Annotated in this window: 22 protein-coding genes; 12 read left to right on the top strand and 10 right to left on the bottom strand. The window is 74.5% G+C overall.

Features of this window, described 5'->3' with window-relative positions; genetic code table 11:
* The first annotated feature begins 138 nt into the window (after positions 1–138).
* The gene (locus AB0O07_RS10570; RefSeq protein WP_365630121.1) at positions 139–1,146 is read left to right on the top strand and encodes an EamA family transporter; all 1,008 of its coding nucleotides are present in this window, start codon (positions 139–141) and stop codon (positions 1,144–1,146) included.
* On the opposite strand, the gene AB0O07_RS10565 is transcribed toward AB0O07_RS10570, so the two are convergent.
* Positions 1,128–1,799, bottom strand: a complete 672-nt coding sequence (locus AB0O07_RS10565) for a pyridoxamine 5'-phosphate oxidase family protein (protein WP_365630383.1) — start codon at positions 1,797–1,799, stop codon at positions 1,128–1,130. The two genes, AB0O07_RS10570 and AB0O07_RS10565, sit on opposite strands and share 19 nt — an antisense overlap.
* A gap of 129 nt (positions 1,800–1,928) precedes the next feature.
* Between AB0O07_RS10565 and AB0O07_RS10560 the strand changes: the two genes are divergently transcribed.
* Positions 1,929–3,260: an aminotransferase class I/II-fold pyridoxal phosphate-dependent enzyme gene (locus tag AB0O07_RS10560; protein WP_365630117.1), complete on the top strand. Its 1,332-nt coding sequence runs from the start codon at positions 1,929–1,931 to the stop codon at positions 3,258–3,260.
* Here the strand turns inward: AB0O07_RS10560 and AB0O07_RS10555 are convergent.
* A complete protein-coding gene (locus AB0O07_RS10555; RefSeq protein ID WP_365630114.1) occupies positions 3,251–4,360 on the bottom strand; it encodes a DMT family transporter in 1,110 nt (369 codons plus the stop codon). The genes AB0O07_RS10560 and AB0O07_RS10555 overlap by 10 nt on opposite strands.
* Before the next feature lie 74 nt (positions 4,361–4,434).
* Here AB0O07_RS10555 and AB0O07_RS10550 point away from each other — a divergent pair, with 74 nt between their 5' ends.
* A complete protein-coding gene (locus AB0O07_RS10550) occupies positions 4,435–5,373 on the top strand; it encodes a LysR family transcriptional regulator (RefSeq protein ID WP_365630112.1) in 939 nt (312 codons plus the stop codon).
* A 148-nt stretch (positions 5,374–5,521) separates the two neighbouring features.
* Here AB0O07_RS10550 and AB0O07_RS10545 read toward each other — a convergent pair whose 3' ends face one another.
* Positions 5,522–6,025: a Rieske (2Fe-2S) protein gene (locus AB0O07_RS10545; protein ID WP_365630109.1), complete on the bottom strand. Its 504-nt coding sequence runs from the start codon at positions 6,023–6,025 to the stop codon at positions 5,522–5,524.
* Between the two features lie 351 nt (positions 6,026–6,376).
* Between AB0O07_RS10545 and AB0O07_RS10540 the strand changes: the two genes are divergently transcribed.
* Positions 6,377–6,817, top strand: coding sequence for a GNAT family N-acetyltransferase (locus AB0O07_RS10540; protein WP_365630106.1), 441 nt, complete (start codon positions 6,377–6,379; stop codon positions 6,815–6,817).
* Positions 6,818–6,842: 25 nt separating this feature from the next.
* Here the strand turns inward: AB0O07_RS10540 and AB0O07_RS10535 are convergent, their stop codons facing one another.
* Both AB0O07_RS10535 and AB0O07_RS10530 read right to left on the bottom strand, forming a co-directional pair.
* A complete protein-coding gene (locus tag AB0O07_RS10535) occupies positions 6,843–7,808 on the bottom strand; it encodes a 2-dehydropantoate 2-reductase (protein ID WP_365630103.1) in 966 nt (321 codons plus the stop codon).
* A complete protein-coding gene (locus tag AB0O07_RS10530) occupies positions 7,801–8,667 on the bottom strand; it encodes a branched-chain amino acid aminotransferase (protein WP_365630380.1) in 867 nt (288 codons plus the stop codon). The genes AB0O07_RS10535 and AB0O07_RS10530 overlap by 8 nt, the downstream gene beginning before the upstream one ends.
* An 83-nt stretch (positions 8,668–8,750) precedes the next feature.
* Between AB0O07_RS10530 and AB0O07_RS10525 the strand changes: the two genes are divergently transcribed.
* The 7 genes from AB0O07_RS10525 to AB0O07_RS10495 all read left to right on the top strand — a co-directional run bounded on the left by AB0O07_RS10525 (position 8,751) and on the right by AB0O07_RS10495 (position 13,570).
* Positions 8,751–8,981 (top strand): Lrp/AsnC ligand binding domain-containing protein, encoded by a 231-nt coding sequence (locus AB0O07_RS10525; protein WP_365630100.1) that lies wholly within the window; start codon positions 8,751–8,753, stop codon positions 8,979–8,981.
* A gap of 270 nt (positions 8,982–9,251) precedes the next feature.
* The gene (locus tag AB0O07_RS10520) at positions 9,252–10,064 is read left to right on the top strand and encodes a HipA family kinase (RefSeq protein ID WP_365630097.1); all 813 of its coding nucleotides are present in this window, start codon (positions 9,252–9,254) and stop codon (positions 10,062–10,064) included.
* Positions 10,061–10,489 carry a DUF3037 domain-containing protein gene (locus AB0O07_RS10515; RefSeq protein WP_365630094.1) on the top strand — a complete coding sequence of 143 codons (429 nt, stop codon included), beginning with the start codon at positions 10,061–10,063 and terminating at the stop codon, positions 10,487–10,489. Before AB0O07_RS10520 ends, AB0O07_RS10515 begins: the two co-directional genes overlap by 4 nt.
* A gap of 119 nt (positions 10,490–10,608) precedes the next feature.
* Positions 10,609–11,370, top strand: coding sequence for a 3-oxoacyl-ACP reductase FabG (gene fabG, locus AB0O07_RS10510; RefSeq protein WP_365630091.1), 762 nt, complete (start codon positions 10,609–10,611; stop codon positions 11,368–11,370).
* A 17-nt stretch (positions 11,371–11,387) separates the two neighbouring features.
* On the top strand, positions 11,388–12,170 hold the full coding sequence (locus AB0O07_RS10505; RefSeq protein WP_365630088.1) for an SDR family oxidoreductase: 783 nt from the start codon (positions 11,388–11,390) through the stop codon (positions 12,168–12,170).
* Between the two features lie 133 nt (positions 12,171–12,303).
* The gene (locus tag AB0O07_RS10500) at positions 12,304–12,972 is read left to right on the top strand and encodes a uracil-DNA glycosylase (RefSeq protein WP_365630377.1); all 669 of its coding nucleotides are present in this window, start codon (positions 12,304–12,306) and stop codon (positions 12,970–12,972) included.
* Between the two features lie 139 nt (positions 12,973–13,111).
* Positions 13,112–13,570, top strand: coding sequence for a hypothetical protein (locus AB0O07_RS10495; RefSeq protein WP_365630086.1), 459 nt, complete (start codon positions 13,112–13,114; stop codon positions 13,568–13,570).
* 42 nt (positions 13,571–13,612) lie between these two features.
* On the opposite strand, the gene AB0O07_RS10490 is transcribed toward AB0O07_RS10495, so the two are convergent.
* The 3 genes from AB0O07_RS10490 to AB0O07_RS10480 form a co-directional block, all read right to left on the bottom strand.
* Positions 13,613–14,119, bottom strand: coding sequence for a hypothetical protein (locus AB0O07_RS10490; RefSeq protein ID WP_365630083.1), 507 nt, complete (start codon positions 14,117–14,119; stop codon positions 13,613–13,615).
* Positions 14,120–14,304: 185 nt separating this feature from the next.
* Positions 14,305–14,772: a DinB family protein gene (locus AB0O07_RS10485; RefSeq protein WP_365630374.1), complete on the bottom strand. Its 468-nt coding sequence runs from the start codon at positions 14,770–14,772 to the stop codon at positions 14,305–14,307.
* 163 nt (positions 14,773–14,935) lie between these two features.
* Positions 14,936–15,604, bottom strand: a complete 669-nt coding sequence (locus AB0O07_RS10480; protein ID WP_365630080.1) for a TetR/AcrR family transcriptional regulator — start codon at positions 15,602–15,604, stop codon at positions 14,936–14,938.
* Positions 15,605–15,730: 126 nt separating this feature from the next.
* Between AB0O07_RS10480 and AB0O07_RS10475 the strand changes: the two genes are divergently transcribed.
* On the top strand, positions 15,731–16,939 hold the full coding sequence (locus tag AB0O07_RS10475; RefSeq protein ID WP_365630077.1) for an FAD-dependent monooxygenase: 1,209 nt from the start codon (positions 15,731–15,733) through the stop codon (positions 16,937–16,939).
* Here the strand turns inward: AB0O07_RS10475 and lnt are convergent.
* Both lnt and AB0O07_RS10465 read right to left on the bottom strand, forming a co-directional pair.
* Positions 16,884–18,542, bottom strand: a complete 1,659-nt coding sequence (gene lnt, locus AB0O07_RS10470; RefSeq protein WP_365630075.1) for an apolipoprotein N-acyltransferase — start codon at positions 18,540–18,542, stop codon at positions 16,884–16,886. The two genes, AB0O07_RS10475 and lnt, sit on opposite strands and share 56 nt — an antisense overlap.
* Positions 18,539–18,979, bottom strand: coding sequence for a nuclear transport factor 2 family protein (locus tag AB0O07_RS10465; protein ID WP_365630072.1), 441 nt, complete (start codon positions 18,977–18,979; stop codon positions 18,539–18,541). Before AB0O07_RS10465 ends, lnt begins: the two co-directional genes overlap by 4 nt.
* Between the last annotated feature and the right edge of the window lie 41 nt (positions 18,980–19,020).

Raw genomic sequence — 19,020 nt, 5'->3', positions numbered from 1 at the left:
CCGGCCGGACCGGCACCCCAGCGGGCGCCGCTCCCTCCCCGGGCGGTCCGTCGCTGCCCGCGCGCGGAGACCAGCGACCACCGCCCGTTCTTCCGTCGGAGTCCATCCGTGTCGAATGCCACCCCTACGTCCACCCCTGTGTCCACCTCGCTGTCCAGCGCCGCCCTGCCCGCCTCCGGGCCCTCCACCGGGCGGAGTCTCCTCTTCCTGATCGTCGCCGGGATCGCCTGGGGGACCGCGGGCGCCGCCGCCTCGCTCCTCTACCGGGTCAGCGACCTCGGCTTCCTCGCCCTCTCCTTCTGGCGCTGCGTCGGCGGCCTCGCGCTGCTGCTCGGCGCGCTCGCCCTGCGCCGGCGCAGGGCGCCGGCGCCCGGGGAACCGCGCCGCCGCAGGGTGGTGCGGATTCTCGGTACCGGTGTCGGGCTCACCGTCTTCCAGAGCGCCTACTTCGCCGCCGTCGGGGCCACCGGGCTCGCCGTCGGTACGGTCGTGACGCTCGGCGCGGGACCCGTCCTCATCGCGCTCGGCGCCCGGCTCCTCCTGGGCGAGCGGCTGGGCGCGGGCGGGCTCGCCGCGGTGACCGGCGCGCTCGCCGGGCTCGGGGTGCTGGTGCTCGGCGGCGAGGCGGCCACCGTACGCCCGGCCGGGATCGGATACGCCCTGCTCTCCGCCGCCGGATACGCCGGGATCACCCTGCTCACCCGGTGGCTGGGTCGGGACGGCGGCGGGGCCGACCCGACCGCCACCACCGCCTGGGCCTTCGCCGTCGGCGCCGTCCTGCTGCTGCCGTTCGCCGCGACGGAGGGGCTGCTTCCGGTCACCTCGGAACCCGCCCGGGTGGTCTGGCTGCTGGTCTACGTGGCCGCCGTACCGACCGCGCTCGCTTACGCCCTCTACTTCGCCGGGGCCGCGGTGGTGCGTGCGGCGACCGTCTCCGTGATCATGCTGCTGGAGCCGGTGAGCGCGGCGGTGATCGCGGTCGCGCTGCTCGGCGAGCGGCTGACCGCGACCACCGTGCTGGGCACGGCGCTGCTGCTCGCGGCCGTGGTGGGGCTCGCGGTCGCGGAGACGCGGGGCGCGTCCGTACGGCGCCGGGCCCGGCCCGCCGGGGCACCCGGGAGCGTGGCTCAGAGCGCCGAGAGGTAGTCCGGAAGCGCGACGGACGGGTCGAGGTCGTCGGCCGGTACGGGGGCGCCGTAGCCGCGTACCAGCGGAACGGTGCCCGTCCAGTACGGCAGGCCGGCGTCCTCGGGGTCGTCGGCGGGCCCGCCCGTACGGACCTTGGCGGAGACCTCGGCCAGATCCAGCCGGAGCACGGCGGTGGCGGCCAGCTCGCGGGCGTTGGCGGGGCGGGAGTCGGCGGAGCGGCCGGGGACGGCCTGGTCCACGATCGCGTCGAGCGCGGTACGCACCTCCTCCGCCTCCGTGACCCGGTGGGCGGTGCCGTGGACCACCACGGAGCGGTAGTTCAGCGAGTGGTGGAAGGCGGAGCGGGCCAGGATCAGGGCGTCGACATGGGTGACGGTCAGGCAGACGGCGAGACCGGGATCCGACGCCCCCATGCGCACCGGGCGGGAACCGGTCGACCCGTGCACGTACAGCCGCTCGCCCACCCGTGCGTAGAGCGTGGGCAGGACGACCGGGGCGCCGTCGCGGACGAAGCCGAGATGGCAGAGGAACGCCTCGTCCAGGATCGCGTGCACCGACGCGCGGTCGTAAGCGGCCCGCTCCCGGTGGCGGGTCGGGACGGTGCGGGGCGTGGCGGGGTAGGCGGGGGGCGTGGCGTCGGGGCCGGTGATGTCGGTGGGCGTGGCGGAGGGGGCCGCGGTGCCGGCGGGCGCGGCGGTGGGGGAGTCGGCGGCGGGGTTCGTGGTTTCCGTCGGCTGGGACACTTGCGTCCTCCATTGCACTAGTGCATAATCTTCTTTGTGCTAGGAGAGTATCGGATTGTGGGGCGGGGCGCCGCCGAAATTTCCGCCAGCGTGGAGCGAGGGATCGCCTCCGGGGAGCTGGCCCCGGGCCAATCGCTGCCGCCCATGCGGGAGTTGGCGGCGGATCTCGGGGTGAATCCCAATACCGTCGCCGCCGCCTACCGCGCCCTGCGCGACCGGGGCGTGATCGAGACCGCAGGGCGCCGGGGCAGCCGGGTGCGGCCACGCCCGGCGTCCACCCCGCGCGGCTCGCTCCGGGTGGACGCCCCGCCGGGGGTGCGGGACATCTCGGAGGGCAACCCCGATACGGCGCTGCTGCCCGCGCTGGACGGGGCGCTCGCCGCCGCCGCGCGCCACCACGCCCGCCATCCGGGGCTCTACGGACAGGACCCGGTCGACCCGGAGTTCGCCCGGCTCGCCCGTGCCGCGCTCGACGCGGACGGGGTGGCACCGGGGCCGCTCGCCGTCGCCTCGGGATCGCTGGACGCCATCGAACGCGTACTCGCCGCGCATCTGCGCCCCGGTGACGCGGTCGCCGTGGAGGATCCGGGGTGGGGGAGCCTGCTCGACCTCGTCCCGGCGCTCGGGCTGCGGCTGGTGCCCATGGCGCTGGACGACGAGGGGCCGCTGCCCGGCGCGCTCGACCGGGCGCTGCGCGAGGGGGTCCGCGCGGTCGTGATCACCTGCCGGGCCCAGAACCCGACCGGCGCGTCGGTGAGCCCCGGGCGCGCCGCCGCACTCCGCGGACTTCTCGCGGACCGCCCCGAGGTGGTGCTCGTCGAGGACGACCACGGCCACGCCATCGTCGACCTGCCGCTGACCCCGCTGGCCGGGACGACGGACCACTGGGCGTTCGTACGGTCCACCGCCAAGGCGTACGGCCCCGACCTGCGGGTCGCCGTCCTCACCGGGGACACGCTCACCGTCGACCGGGTCGGCGGGCGCCAGCAGCTCGGCCCCGGCTGGGTGAGCCGGCTGCTCCAGCGGGCCGTCGTCCATCTGTGGAGCTCGGGCGCGGTGGACGTACCCGCGGTGGCGCGCTCGTACGGGGAGCGCAGGGACGGGCTGGTCGCGGCGCTCGCCGAGCGGGGCGTGGCGGCGTACGGGCGGAGCGGGATGAACGTCTGGGTGCCGGTGGCCGACGAGACCGGTGCGGTGGCCCGGCTGCTGGGCGCCGGATGGGCGGTGGCGCCGGGCGCCCGCTTCCGTACCGCGGCGCCCCCGGGCATACGGCTGACGGTGTCGGGCGTCACGGCCGATGACCTGGGGCCGCTCGCGGACGCGGTGGCCATGGCGGCGGGCCCGGCGCCCGCCCGCGCCTACGGCTGACGTACGGGGGCGGGGTCCTGGGCCGGGGCCTTGCTCCCGCCGGGGGTACGGTCCCGGTTTCCGCGCCGGCCGCCCCGGCTCTGCGCCAGGGCGGCGCCCGCCAGGACGATCGCGGCGCCGACCGGGGTGTTCCAGCTCAGCGGCTCCCCGAGCAGGGTGACCCCGGCGGCGGTCGCGATGACCGGGATGAAGTACGTGACCATCTGCGCGGTGGTCGGCCCGGCCTCCGCGACGATCCCGTACTGCAACAGGATCGCCAGCCCGGTCCCCAGCGCGCCCAGCACCACCACGGAGAGCAGCGGCAGCACCGGGAAGGAGGCGGGCAGGGTGGTGAACACCGGTGTCACCAGGGCGAGTTGCACCGTACCGAGGAAGAGCTGCGCGCCCGTCAGGGCGAGGTGCGAGCTGTCGCCGCCGGCCAGGGTGCGGCGTACGTAGATCCAGCCGATCGGGTAGCAGAGCGAGGCGAGCAGGGCCATCGACGTCCCGGCCGGGTCCAGCCCGCCGAAGCCCTGCCAGGCGCCCAGCACGGTGAGCACGCCCAGGAAGCCGAGGCCGAGCCCGGCGACCCGGCGGCGGGTGGGCCGGTCCTCGGAGAGCGCGACCATGGAGAGCGCCATGCCCCAGAGCGGGGAGGTGGCGTTGCAGATCCCGGCGAGGGTGGACGGGATGGTCAGCTCGGCGTAGGCGAAGAGCGAGAACGGCAGCGCGTTGAGGAGGAACGCGGCGACCGCGAGATGGCCCCAGGTACGGACCCCCCGGGGCAGCCGGTCGCGCTTGACCACCAGGGCGGCGGCGAGCACCGCCGTGCCGAAGAGGAGCCGGCCGAAGGTGACCTGGAAGGGGGCGAAGCCGTGTGTGCCGACCTTGATCAGCAGAAAGCTGAAACCCCAGATGAGCGAGAGCACGGCGAACCGGACGCGCCAGTCCAGGGCGCGCCGGGCCGGGGCCGGGGCAGGCGGCGCGGGCGGCGCGGGCGGCGCGGAGACGGAGGTCTCGGGGATCCCCGGGGCGCCTGAGGCGGCAGGGGCGGCAGGGGCGTCGGGGAGGGTGCCGGCTGTGTCGGGCGCGGGACGCCGGGGCGGGATGGCCGTGGTCATGGCATCCACGATGGCGCGGTGGACCTCGTAGAACAAGCGAGACTTTGTCCACCCCTTTCATTAGTATTGCTTACATGTTGAATTTGGAGCGCCTGCGGACCCTGGACGCCCTGGCCCGGCACGGCTCGGTGAGCGCCGCCGCCGACGGGCTGCATGTGACCACCTCCGCCGTCTCCCAGCAGATGGCCAAGCTGGAGCGCGAGGTGGGCCAGCGGCTGCTCGCCAGGAACGGCCGGGGCGTCCGTCTCACCGACGCGGGGCGGCTGCTCGCCGACCACGCCGCGCGGATCCTCTCGCAGGTCGAGGTCGCCCAGTCGGACATCGAGGCGCAGCGCGGCCGGGTGGTCGGCGAGGTCCGGATCTCCGCGTTCCCCACGGCGGCCCGCGGGCTCTTCCCGGCGGCGCTCCGCTCGCTCCACGAGGAGCACCCCGAACTCCGCGTGCACTCGCGGGAGCTGGAGCCGGAGGCGGGGGTGCGCGGAGTGGTCAGGGGCGATCTCGATCTCGCGGTCATTCTGGACTGGAGCAACAAGCGGATGCCGGTGCCCGGCGGCCTCGCGACCGCGCATCTGCTCGACGACGCCGCCGATGTGGCGATGCCGGTGGGCCATCCGCTCGCGGACCGGACCGAGGTGGACCTGGCGGACTTCGCGACGGACGAGTGGGTCTCCTGGCCGGAGGGCGAGTTCTGCCACGACTGGCTGATGTTCACCCTGCGGGGCACGGGGGTCGAGCCGAGGATCGGGCATCTGGCGGGGGAGGGGCACACCCAGCTCGCGCTGATCGCCGCGGGGCTCGGGGTCTGTGTCGCGCCCCGGCTGGGGCGGGGGGTGCTGCCCGAGGGGGTGGCCGTGGTGCCCGTACGGAACGCGATGCGCCGTCATGTCTCGGCGGTGTGGCGGACGGACGCCGACCGCCGCCCGTCGATCCGGGCGGCGGTCGGGGCGCTGCGCCGGGCGGCGGCCGGGGTGAGCGGCGCGGGCGGGCCCGGCGGTGCGGAGGTTGACGGCTGACGGGCCTCACCCGCTGCCGACGAAAAGTGAGGTCCGTCAGCCGTCGTCTGTGGGGGCGGTGGCGCGCCGGGGACCGGAGTCGTCAGGTCCCCCCGGCACACCCGGGTGTGTCACCCCGCCCGTGGCGCGGTCACCGCCCGTGGTGCGGTCAGGCGAGGGTGATCGAGGTCCCGGAGACCTTGATCGAGGCCGCAGGGAGCGGCGTGGTCGCCGGGCCCGCCTGCACACTGCCGTCGGCCGCGCTGAACTTGCTGCCGTGGCAGGGGCAGTGGATGACCCCGTCCACGATGTCCTTCACCGCGCACCCGGTGTGGGTGCACTTGGACGAGAACGCCTTGTACTCACCCGCCGTCGGCTGGGTGACGACCACGCCCTGGTCCGCGAAGACCTTGCCGCCGCCTTCGGGGATGTCGGTGGTCTCCGCGAGGACGTTCCCCGAGCCCGCGCCCTCGCCGCCCGCGCCGGCCGTGCCGCCGCCGGTGGCGGCGGGCTGCTCGGAGCCGGTGCCCGCGGCGTCCGCCGCCGAGTCGTCCGAACCCCCGCAGGCGACCAGGGCCGCGCCCAGCCCCACGGCGCCCGCGGCGGCGACCACCGTTCTGCGCCCGATGGTCCGGCGCTCCACGATCCGTGCGGTCCCCTGCGGTTCGGTCATGCCCAGCTCCCGTGTTCCGTCCGGCACTTGGTCACTCCACCGATCGATCTGGTCTGTCCCGCATCGCCGGTTCGACAGGAGGTACGCGAACGGGCGCCGGGATGCTCAACCCTTCGGAGATTTCTTGGTGAACGCCCGGGGCGGGGACCGCGTTCCCCGGCCGCTCCGGGGCGCCCGTGCCGGGGCCCGCCACCGGCGCCCCGGGCCCCCGCCGACGGGATGCCGCCCGGAACCGGCGGAACCCCTGCTGCGCGAGACCGCGCGCCGGGAGTGGTGAACGCGACAGCGAACTCCCCGATACGGGACGGGGAAAGCGGCGCCCCGAACGGCGGAGCCTGCCACTATCCCCGTATGGAGATTCGTCGTATCACCCAGGCGGAGGACGTCACTGCGGCCGGCCACCTGTTCGACAGTTGGCCGGAGGACGAGGCGACCGCGCGCTTTCTGGCCGATGAACGCCATCACCTGCTGATCGCGTACGTGGCCGGTGCCCCGGCGGGCATGGTCACCGGGGTCGAGATGACGCACCCGGACAAGGGGACCGAGATGTTCCTCTACGAACTGGGGGTGGACGAGGCCTTCCGCAGGCGCGGCGTCGGCCGGGGCCTGGTGACGGCGCTCGGGGAACTGGCCCGGGAGCGTGACTGCGAGGGCATGTGGACGATCACGGACAAGGACAACACCGCCGCCCTCGCCACATACCACCGCGCCGGCGGCGAACCGGAAGAGGAGGGACAGGTGGTCCTCGGCTGGACATACGAGGACGGGGAGACCGACGCCGACGACTTCTGAGCGCGGAGGAGCGGGGGTTGAGGGATCAGGGGGTGCGGGGGTGTGTGTGTTTCGGGGGTGTGGTGCTGTTGTGTGGTGTGGCGGTCGCGCTGATGGCTTCCAGGAGGGCGTGCAGTGACTCGATGTGGGGTACGTCGAGGTGGTGCCGGGCGGCGGTGCGGAGAATCGCTCCGGTGAGGGCGTCGTGTTCCAGTGGGTTGCCGGAGAGGCGGTCCTGGAGCATGGAGGTGGAGGATCCGTCGGGGAGTCGCCACAGCCAGGTGACGGTCGTCTCCGGTACGTCGTCGCCGATGGCGGCTCCTTCGGCGCGGGCGACGGCGGCGGCCTCGTGCAGGAGACGGAGGGCGTAGCGGGCGACGCCGGGGTCGCGGATGACTTCGGTGCGGCGTGTGGTGAGGGTGGTGATCGGGTTGCTGCCCATGTTCGTGAGGACCTTCCGCCATGCCGCGGTCGTGAAGTCGGCGGCGTTCTCCACCCTGATGCCGCCTGCGGCGAGCCGTTCGGTCGCCGCGAGGGCGGCGGGGTCGGCGGGGAGGGTGAGGTCGCGGTCGGCGGGGCGGTGGACGATCGCGTGGCCGGGGGCGGGGCGTTCGACCGGTACGTAGACGATCGCGGGGACGACGGCCGCCCGGCCGACGTACGGGGCGACGCGCTCCCGGTGCTCGATGCCGTTCTGCGCGACGAGCACGGTCGACGCGTCGTGCACGGCGGCCCGCAGCCAGGGCGACGCTTCGTCTGTGTGGTGGGCTTTGACCGCGACGACGGCCAGCCGGTGCGCCGTGGCCTCGGCGGGGTCCGCGCTGTGCCGCACCGGGAAGACGTCGGTCCGGTCGCCTTCGGTGACCTCGATCCGGTCGATCGGGCGCCCGCCGTAGACGGTCAGGGGATGGCCGGCGCGGGCGAGTGCGGCGGCGAGGAACATGCCGATCGCCCCGGCGCCGATGACCGCGACCGGCTCGGCCGGGCCCAGCGGCGGATACGGGTCAGCCATGGATCTTCACCATCCAGCCGCGCGTGTCCGGGACGTGTCCGTACTGGATGCCGGTGAGCCGTTCCCGCAGCGCCCGGGTGACCCTGCCCGCGGTGTCACGGGCGGGCGGGACCTCGAAGGAGCGGGCCTTGAGCCGGCCGACGGGGGTGATGACCGCGGCGGTGCCGCAGGCGAACACCTCCGAGAAGGTCCCGTCGGCGACCCGTTCGCGCCACTCCGCGACGCTCACACGCCGTTCCTCGACCGTCAGGCCGAGGTCTTCGGCCGCGATCCTGAGCAGGGAGGCGCGGGTGACGCCGTGGAGGATGGTGCCGGTCAGCTCCGGGGTGACCAGGCGCCCGTCGCCGGTGACGAGCATGACGTTCATGCCGCTGAACTCCTCGACCTGGGTGCGCGTCTCGGCGTCGAGGAAGAGCGTCTGCCGGCAGCCGTGTGCTTCCGCCTCCGCGTACGGGCCGAGCCCGGCGGCGTAGTTGCCGCCGTACTTCGCCTCGCCGGTGCCGCCCGGTACGGCGCGTACGTGCCTCTCGCTCAGCCAGACGTCGGCCGGCCGCTCCGGCCCGCCGACGAACGCGCCCGCCGGACTCGCGATCACCCCGTAGGTGACCTCCCGCGAGGGTCGCACCCCGAGGAACTGCTCGGTCCCGATCAGATAGGGCCGCAGGTACAGACTCCGCTCGCCGTCCGGTGCGGGGCCCCAGGCGTGGTCGGCGGCGAGCAGGGCGCGGAGCGATGCCAGGAACAGCTCGTCGTCCGGCGCGGGCAGGAAGAACCGCTCGGCGGAGGCGCGCAGGCGGGCGGCGTTACGGTCCGGCCGGAAGGTCCACACACTGCCGTCCGGATGCCGGTATGCCTTGATCCCCTCGAAACCTGCTGCGCGTACTGGAGTGCCGAGGCTCCCGGCAGGATCGCCAGCGGGCCGAACGGCTCCACCCGCGCGTCGTGCCAGCCACGGTCGATCACTTCACCGAGCAGGTGCGGCGCCTGCCGGAGATCGTGGAGTGCCATTTCATGGCGGGCGAGAGCGACTTCCTGCTGCGGATCGTGGCCGCGGATCTGGCCGCGTACCGGCGCTTCCAGGTCGAGCACCTCACCCGGATCAAGGGCGTTCAGAACGTCAAGACCGAGGTGCCCATGGAGAAGATCAAACTGACCTCCGAACTCCCCCTCTGACCTCGGGCGCCCTCACCCTGGGCGGGCCGGGCGCGCCCGTGACCTGGCCCAGGGGGCAGCCGGCCGCCCGGTCGGCCGTCGTGCTCTCCGACGGCGCGGATGCGATGCGGCGCAGGTCACGGCGGAACGTCTCGGGCGCGAACCGGCTGGCTGATCAGGGGTGACAGCCATGACCTCGGTGACGGCTGTCCTGCCTGATCACTATGCTCACTTCATGCCAGAGGCCGGAAAACACCAGAGGCCGGAAAACAATCGGTGGAGCCTTGAAATATGCTGAGAGAGGTCACTGCCACCCGCTACATCACGCCCCTGCGTGAGGGTGGTTCGCTGCCGGGGCTCGTCGAGGCCGACGACCTCGGTACGTACGTCATGAAGTTCACCGGGGCCGGGCAGGGGCGCAAGACACTCGTCGCCGAGGTCGTCTGCGGGGAACTCGCCCGCCGGCTCGGGCTGCGGATCCCCGAACTGGTGCGGATGGAGCTCGATCCCGTCATCGGGCTCTCCGAGCCGGACCAGGAGGTGCAGGAGCTGCTGAAGGCCAGTGGGGGGCTCAACCTCGGGATGGACTTTCTGCCCGGGTCGATCGGGTTCGACCCGCTGGCGTACGAGGTGAGCGCCGAGGAGGCCGGGCGGATCGTCTGGTTCGACGCCGTCGTCAACAACGTCGACCGCTCCTGGCGCAACCCCAACCTGCTGGTCTGGCACGGCGATCTGTGGCTCATCGACCATGGCGCCACCATGATCTGGCAGCACAACTGGCCGGGAGCCCGGGCATCCGCCGCCAAGCCCTACAACGCCTCCGACCATGTGCTCGCGCCCTTCGCGCCCGATATCGCCGCCGCCGCCGCGCGGCTCGCCCCGCTGGTCACCGAGGAGTTGCTGACCGAGGTCACCGCCGAGGTGCCCGAGGAGTGGCTCGCGGACGAGCCCGAGTTCGATTCGGCCGACGCGCTGCGCCGCGCGTATGTGGAGCCGTTGCTGGAGCGCGCCGCCACGATCCATGAACGGGTGGTGCTCGGGCCGCCCACCGCCGACCGGCCCTCGCAGGCGCCGGGCTGGCTCACCGGGAGGGGTGTCCGATGAGCATGCGGGACATCACCGGGCCCACCTATGTCAGGAACTCCCGGGCCGACAAGGATGTGTACGAGTACGCCCTGGTACGGGTCGTGCCACGGGTCGAACGCGGCGAGTTCTTCAACGCCGGGGTGCTCGTCTACTGCCGGGCCCGCTCCTGGGTCGGCGCCCGTACCCACCTCGACGAGGCCAAACTCGCCGCGCTCGACCCACAGGCCGATGTCGCCGGGGTACGGGCCGCGCTGCGCGCCGTCGAGGGGGTCTGTGCGGGCGGCGACGGAGCCGGCCAGGCCGGGGCGGACGACGCGGGGCGGCGGTTCCGGTGGCTGATCGCGCCGCGCTCCACCGTCGTCCAGCCGGGGCCCGTCCATACGGGGCTGACGGCCGACCCCGAGGCCGAGATGGAGCGGTTGCTGCGGTCGCTCGTGCGGTGAGCCGCGACCCGCTGGGCGTTGACACGGAGTGCCGTGGCTTCTAGCGTCTCCCTGCTGAACCTACTAAGCGGTTGCTCAGCATTCTGGGCCGCGGGATCCTAGGGCGAGGGAGAGCAGTGATGTCCACCACCGAGCAGCGGGTAGCGGTCGTGACCGGGGCGGCGCGCGGCATCGGCGCCGCCACGGCGGTACGGCTGGCCGCCGAGGGCCGCGCCGTGGCCGTACTCGACCTCGACGAGAAGGCCTGCGCGGACACCGTCGCGCGGATCACCGAAGCGGGCGGCGCCGCCCTCGCCGTGGGGTGCGATGTCTCGGACGGCGCCCAGGTGGAGGCGGCCGTCGCCCGGATCGCCACCGAACTGGGCCCGCCGACCGTCCTCGTCAACAACGCGGGCGTACTCCGCGACAACCTGCTCTTCAAGATGAGCGAGTCCGACTGGGACACGGTCGTCGGCGTCCACCTCAAGGGCGCCTTCCTGATGTCGAAGGCCTGCCAGAAGTACATGGTGGACGCCGGGTTCGGCCGTATCGTCAGCCTCTCCTCCAGCTCCGCGCTGGGCAACCGGGGCCAGGCCAACTACGCGGCGGTCAAGGCGGGCCTCCAGGGCTTCACCAAGACCCTCGCCAAGGAGCTGGGCAAGTTCGGCGTCACCGCCAACGCGGTCGCCCCCGGCTTCATCGTCACCGAGATGACCGCGCAGACCGCCGCCCGGGTCGGGATGGGCTTCGAGGAGTTCCAGGCCGCCGCGGCGAGTCAGATCCCGGTCCAGCGCGTCGGGCGGCCCGAGGACGTCGCCAACGCCATCGCCTTCTTCACGGGCGACGCGGCCGGCTTCGTCTCCGGGCAGGTCCTGTACATCGCCGGCGGCCCGCTCAACTGACCCGGAGGAGAACGGACATGACCGCCGAAGATACGGTACGGGACCCCCGCCCCCCGGAGAGCGGGAAGGCCGCCCTGGTCACCGGCGCGAGCCGGGGCATCGGATACGGCATCGCCCAGGCGCTGCTGGCACGCGGCGACCGGGTGTGCGTCACCGGACGGAACGAGGACGCCCTGAAGGAGGCCGTGGCGCGGCTCGGCTCCGACCGGGTCATCGGCGTGGCGGGCAAGGCGCACGACGAGGCGCACCAGGCGGTCGCCGTCGAGCGCGCCATGGAGGCGTTCGGACGGGTCGACTTCCTCGTCAACAACGCGGGGACGAACCCGGTCTTCGGCCCGCTGGCCGAACTCGACCATGGTGTGGCCCGCAAGGTCTTCGAGACCAATGTGATCTCCGCGCTCGGCTTCGCCCAGCACACCTGGCGCGCCTGGCAGAAGGAGAACGGCGGCGCCATTGTCAACATCGCCTCCGTCGCCGGGATCTCCGCCTCGCCCTTCATCGGCGCGTACGGTATGAGCAAGGCGGCCATGGTCAATCTGACGCTCCAGCTCGCGCACGAGTTCGCGCCCGCGGTCCGGGTCAACGCCATCGCGCCCGCCGTCGTCAAGACCCGGTTCGCCAAGGCGCTGTACGAGGGCCGGGAGGCCGAGGCCGCGGCCGCCTACCCGCTGGGCCGGCTCGGGATGCCGGAGGACGTGGGGGGCGCCGCCGCCTTCCTCACCTCCGACCAGTCGGACTGGATCACCGGGCAGACCCTCGTGGTCGACGGCGGGATCTTCCTCAACGCCGGGGTCGGCTGACGGTCCCGCCCCCCTCACGGGGTCCGCTGTCTCCGGCTTTCCGGAGCGCGGGCCCCGTTGTCAGTGGTCGCCGGTAGGTTCGAGGAGTACAAGTGATCGCTTACCGGAGGTTCCTGACGTGACCGTCACCGACATGCTGCCCGCGTCCTGGCGTGGTGTCCTCGGCGAGGAGCTGGAGAAGCCCTACTTCAAGGAGCTGACCGACTTCGTCGAGGAGGAGCGGGCCAAGGGGCCGGTCTACCCGCCGCGCGAAGAGGTCTTCGCCGCGCTCGACGCGACCCCGTACGAGCGGGTGAAGGTCCTGATCCTGGGCCAGGACCCCTACCACGGCGCCGGCCAGGGGCACGGCCTCTGCTTCTCGGTCCGCCCCGGGGTGCGGACGCCCCCCTCGCTGCGGAACATCTACAAGGAGATGAAGGAGGAGCTGGGCCACCCGATCCCGGACAACGGCTATCTGATGCCCTGGGCCGAGCAGGGGGTCCTGCTGCTCAACGCGGTGCTGACGGTCCGCGAGGGCGAGGCCAACTCCCACAAGGGCAAGGGCTGGGAGAAGGTGACGGACGCGGTGATCCGGGCCGTGGCCGAGCGGCCCGACCCGGCGGTCTTCGTCCTCTGGGGTGCCTACGCGCAGAAGAAGCTTCCTCTGATCGACCAGGACCGCCATGTCGTGGTCAAGGGCGCGCACCCCTCGCCGCTCTCGGCGAAGAAGTTCTTCGGCTCGCGCCCCTTCACCCAGATCGACGAGGCGGTCGCCGCGCAGGGCCACGAGCCCATCGACTGGCGCATCCCCGACCTCGGCTGAGGGCGGAACTCCGGGGCTCCGGCTAGCGTGATGTCCGGCGGACACCGGTGATGTCCGGCGGACCTGCCGGGCGTACGCCGGGTGCGGCCGGACGGATGCCGGGTGCGTGCCGGACGGTCCCGGGCGAGCGGAGGCGGCAGTGGCGGAGCAGCGGCAGGCGGCGGACGCCGTCCCGACCAGGATCGGACAGGCGGTCATGCTGCTGCACGCCGGCGACCGTGAGGAGGCCCGCAACCGCCTCGGCGCGCTCTGGGCGGAGATCGGTGAGACGGGCGACCCCCTGCACCGCTGCACCCTGGCGCACTACCTGGCCGACGCCCAGGACGACCCGGGGGACGAACTGGCGTGGGACCTGCGGGCGCTGACCGCCCTGGCGGCGGACGGGTGCGCGGGGCGGCTCTCGCCCGCCGCGCGCGCCTTCCGCCCCACCCTCCATCTCGACCTCGCGGCCGACTATCTCAAGCTCCACCGCCCCGATGTGGCCCGGCTCCACCTCGCCCGGGCCCAAGCCGCCGCCGACGCGCTGGGGGCCGCCGGATACGGGCCCGGGGTCAGGGCGGGCCTCGACCGTCTGGGGCGGCTGCTGGGGGAGGGGTGAGCCAGCGGCGGGCGGGGGCGGGGAGCGGGGCCCGCCCGGCGGTCAGTCCGGCTGTGTGCCCCGGCAGACGCGGGCCTGCGGGCTGTCGGCCGGCCAGCGCCCGTACCGCTCGCCCAGCGCGCACAGGTCGCTGAACGACCGTACGGACGGAAGCGGCACCGGTGTCGGCGGCGGTACGGGGTGACGGGGCGTCCCGGGACGCGGCCCGTGCCCCGGGACGGCGGGTGCGGCCGGGGTGCGTACCGTCCCCGTTCCCCTCCCCGTCGGTCCCGTTCTTGTCGGTCCTGTCCCCGCCGGTCCTGTTCCCGGGGCCGGGGCGCCGTCCGGCCCGCCGGGGCCCGCGCCCCCGGTGGCCCCGGCCGGGGCCGGGGCGATCCGCTCCAGGGCCTCCTTGGCCGGGGACTGGGCGATCGGTGCCGCCGCCTCGCCGGTCGCGGGGGAGGGGGCCGCCGCCTGGGGCGCGGGGCGTACCTCCCGCGCGGGATCAGGGGGCACCGCCACACATCCGGAGGCGGCCGTGACCGCCATCCCCACCAGGGCCATCGTCATGCTTCTCGTCCGCCGCACGCCCGTCACTCTGCCGGGCGCCGGCGCCCCGCCGGGCCGGAAGCGGAGGCGATGGCCCGCACGGGTGACACCGGCCGGGGCATGACGTACGAGAGTTGACGCGGATGGCGCTCCCGCGCCCCCGATGCCCCAGCCCCGCCCCGGTGCCCCGCCCCGGCGCCCCCGCCTCAGTCGCCCGTGGTCCCGTCCAGGCACTCGCGCAGCAGGTCGGCGTGGCCGTTGTGCCGGGCGTACTCCTCGATCAGGTGGGCGTAGATCCAGCGGAGGCCGAAGGGCTCCCCGGTGCTGCGCTGACGTTCGCCCGTGCCGGGCTGGTCCAGCGTGTGCGCCGCCGCCACCTCCCGCGCGTACGCGATCTCGGCCTGCCAGCTCGCGTACGCCTCCTCCCAGGTGTCGTCCTCGCCCGTGTGGAAGTCCCCGTCGGGGTCGGCCTCGGAGAAGTAGAGCGGTGCGGCCTTCTCGTCCGTCAGCCGGTTGCGGAACCACGAGCGCTCGACCTCGGCCATATGTCGGACGAGGCCGAGCAGGCTCAGCTCCGAGGGGGGTACGGCGCGTTCCCTGAGCTGTCGGTCGGTCAGCCCGGCGCACTTCAGGGCGAGTGTCGCCCGGTGGAAGTCGAGCCAGCCCTCCAGCATCTCGCGGTCGCCCGCGAGACCGGCGGGCGTGGTACGGGTGTCCTGGCCCGTCGCGGGCGGTGCCGTCGCCGTCGCGTCCGGTGTCGTCGTGTTCGTTGCCGTCACGTTCGGTGTTGTCGTCATGTGGCCATCGTGACCCACCGCCGAAGAGCGCCGCCAGAGGTTATTCCGGGGCCCCGGGGGCGCGGTCGCCGAGCATGCCGCGGAGCAGTTCGGCGAAGCCCCTGCGCAACTCCTCCAGGGTGGGCACCGCGCTGTGGTACGAGCCGGCCGCGCACGAGAACATCAGCCCGTCGCACCACGCGACCAGCGAGAGCGCGTGCCGCTCGGGCTCCGGCGAGCCCGCCGCCGTCATCATCGCGACCAGCGGTGCGCGGAACTGGCCGCCCGTCGTGTCGTAGAAGGCCCGCAGCTCCGGGCGGCGGGTGGCCTCCAGCGCCAACTCGTAGCGGGCGATGAGCAGATCGGGATGGCGGGTCAGATAGCGGTGCAGGGCCAGCGCCAGCGCGTCGACGGGGGCGCCCGGGCCGCCCATGGCGCCGGGCAGTTCGTCCGGGGCGAGGACGCGCATCTCCAGCTCCGCGTGGCGCCGTACCGCCGTCTCCAGCAGCGCCTGCCGGGTCCGCGCGTGGTTGGAGGTGGAGCCCTGCGGGAGCCCGGCCCGCTCGTCCACCGCCCGGTGCGTCAGCCCGCGCATGCCGCGCTCCACGAGCAGGGCGAGGGAGGCGTCGGCGATCAGCTCCGTACGGGCGGCGCCGGGGGCGCCCGGGGTGTCCGCAGCGCCGGAGGCGGCCCGGGAGGTGCTGGTGGGAGACGGTGTGCGAGGGGGCATGGCGCCAATCTATCCCTCGCCGGAGGGCCACCGTCACTACGCCTGTAGTACGCTGAGATCCGCTGAACACTACACCTGTAGTGCCGTTCGGGTCCTTCGGGCCTGCCCGCACCCCCTGGAGTCGCCATGCACCAGCCCCGTGCCCTTGTCATCGGCGGCGGGATCGGCGGACTGACCGCCGCCACCGCCCTGCACCAGCGCGGCTGGGCGGTCACCGTCCTGGAGCGGGCCCCCGCGCTCACCCCGGTCGGCGCCGGTATCGGCCTGATGCCCAACGCCCAGCGCGCCCTGGACGTCCTCGGCCTCGGCGACCGGGTCAGGGAGCTCGCCGCCTGGCAGGGCGCGGGCGGGCTCCGTACCCCCGCGGGGCGCTGGCTCAGCCGGATGGACGGGCGCGCGGTGGCCGACCGGTTCGGCGGGCCGCTCGTCCTGCTCCACCGGGCCACCCTGGTCGGCCTGCTGCGCGACGCGCTCCCCGAAGGGGCCGTCAGAACCGGGGTCCCCGCCACCCTCGCCGACCCCGGCGCCCTCGCCCCCGTGGGCCGGCCCGCCGTCGTGGCGACCCCGGACGGGCCTCTGGAGGCCGAACTCGTCGTCGCCGCCGACGGGATCCGCTCCGCCGCGCGCCGGGTCCTCTTCCCGGACCACCCCGGGCCCGCCTACGCCGGCTACACCACCTGGCGGGTGGTCGTGGCGCGCCCCGAGCGGCCCTTCGCACCGCACGAGACCTGGGGCCGGGGCCGCCTCTGGGGCACCCAGCCGCTCAAGGACGGCCGGGTCTACGCGTACGCCATGGCCCTCACCCCCGAGGGCGGTCACGCCCCCGACGACGAACGGGCCGAGCTGCGCCGCCTCTTCGGCGACTGGCACGACCCCGTCCCCCGGCTCATCGAGGCCGCCGCCCCCGAGGACGTGCTCCGCCACGACGTACGGGAGATGCGGGTACCGCTCCCCGCGTACCACCGGGGCCGCACCGCCCTGGTCGGGGACGCCGCCCACGCCATGCAGCCCACCCTGGCGCAGGGCGGCAACCAGGCGATCGAGGACGCCGTCGTCCTCGCCCACCACGCCGGACCGGGCACCGCCCCGGCGGCCCCGGGCGCACCGTCCGTCCCCGGGACCCCCGACCTCGCCGCGTACACCGCCGCCCGGCTGCCCCGTACCACCGCGATCGTCCGCCAGGCCCACCGGACCGGCCGGGCCTCCAGCCTCCAGGGGGCGTTCGCCGTGGCCGTACGGGACAACCTGCTCGCCGGGGTGTCCCGGCTCGCCCCCGGGCTCATGCTGCGCGGCTTCGAGTCCATCGCCGACTGGCGGCCCCCGCAGCCGGACTGACCGAAGGCGCGGAGGGGCCGGCGGGACCGGAGGGGGCGGGTCCGCCGAGCGACCGTACGCCCTCCACCGCCAGCGCGGCGGCGAGCACGGCGAGCGCCCCGTACACCGGCCAGTCGCCCAGCCGGACATACGGCGTGGTACCGGCCGCCAGCGGCACCTCGAAGACGGTGGCGGCGGAACGGTCCGTGCCGACCGGCTCCCCGGCCCGCCGCCCCTCAGGACCGTGGACCGCGCTCACCCCGGTCAGCGTGGCGTGCACCGTCGGACGGCCGGTCTCGGCGGCCCGCAGCGCGGCCAGCGACGCATGCTGCTCCGGCGCCCAGCTCTCCTGGAACGAGGAGGTGGACGACTGCGCCACCAGCATCGCCGCGCCCGCCCGCACCAGCCGCCGGCTCATATCGGGGAACGCCGACTCGAAACAGATCAGCGGGCCGACCCGGAGATCCGCGGCTCCGCCGCGCGCCCCGTGGACCGGCACCGTCAGCACCACCTGGCGGGTGCCGCGCACCCGGTCCTCGCCCGCCGCCTTCCCGACCGACGTCGCCCAGCCGAGCGCGCCGCGCACCGGTATGTACTCACCGAAGGGGACCAGGCGCATCTTGTCGTACGGGTCGCCGACCGGCCCCTCGGGGCCCACCAGGACGGTGCGCTTGAAGATGCCCGTACGGCCCGAGGCGTCCGTGCTCCGCGCGTCCACGTTGACCAGGATCCCGGCGCCGACCGTACGGGAGAGCGCCGCGAGCCGCTCCCGGATGTCGGTCCGCTCCGTCAGGTCCGTCCCGACGCTGCTCTCGCCCCAGACCACCAGGTCCACCCCGCGCCCGGCGAGCGCACGGGTCAGCGTCTCGCCCCGGGTGAAGCGCCGCTCCACGGAGTCCGGGCCCGCGACCACCCCCGGCTGGACGACCGCGACGGTGGCGGAACCGGCCGGTTCCGGACGGGGCGCCCACGCCGCGACCGCGCCGGTGGTCACCGCGCAGACCACCAGGGCCACGGTGGCCGCGGCGCGCGCGGCGGCCACCGTGAGCAGCAGCGTCAGCGCGGTGTTGACGGCGACCACCAGCAGGCTCACCAGCCACACCCCGCCCACCGAGGCGAGCCGCAGCGCCGGGGAGACCTCCCACTGGCTGGCGCCGAGCACCCCCCACGGGCCGCCCAGCCCCTCCCAGGACCGGGTCACCTCGATCATCAGCCACCCCGAGGGCACCACGGCGACCGCAGCGAACGCCCGCCGCGCGGAGAGCGGCCCGGCCCGGCCGCCGGGGCCACCCGGCTCGCCGGGATCGCCCAGCACCGAGCGCACCAGCCATCCCCACGGCGCCCAGAGCAGCCCCAGCGCCCCCGCCAGCACCAGCAGGAAGACATGGAGGCTCGGCAGCAGCCAGTGGTGTACGGCGGCCATGAACCCGAGTCCGCCCAGCCACCCCTCCAGGGCCGCCCGGCGGGGCGTGGGCGCGGTGCGCAGCAGCACCATCCAGGGCACCAGGCAGACATACGCGAACCACCACAAGGAGGGCGCGGGGAAGGCGAGCGCGCCGAGCGAGCCCGCCGCGACCGCCCCGGCCCCGCGCCACCAGGCCGTCACCCCGCCGGCCGCCGTCACCCCGCCGACCGCCACTTCTCGGTCACGGCGACGGAGCCGAGCCGCCACCGCCCGTCGTCACGGAGCAGCCCGAAGCGGACGGTGCCGCCCCGCAGCAGCTCCACCCCGCCGGAGCCGGCCAGCGGGCTGAGATAGTCGGCCCGCGCCTCGGCCCGGTCGCCGGGGTAGCCGCCCAGGTCCTGGAGGCGCAGCCGCCGGTTGACGATCAGGTGCTGCCGTACGGGATACGGCCGCAGCGTGCCGGCCAGCCAGTCGGCGACCTCGGCGGCGGGACCCTCGATCCCGCCCGCCCCGGTGTAGTCGGCGCGCCCTTCGGGGGTGAACAGGGCACGGAACCCGGGCCAGTCCGCCTCGTCCAGGGCCACCGCGTAGCGGGTGATCACCTCATCGATGGCGAGCCGGTCCATCACGGTCGCCAGATCCACACGCTGTGTCATCGGATCAGTCTCCGGCAGCGGACGCCCCAGACCAAGAGACG

The organism is Streptomyces sp. NPDC093085, assembly GCF_040683935.1.
Taxonomy (GTDB): domain Bacteria; phylum Actinomycetota; class Actinomycetes; order Streptomycetales; family Streptomycetaceae; genus Streptomyces.
The sequence above is the reverse complement of the archived record's forward strand: the minus strand, read 5'-3'. Positions and strand labels throughout refer to the sequence as shown.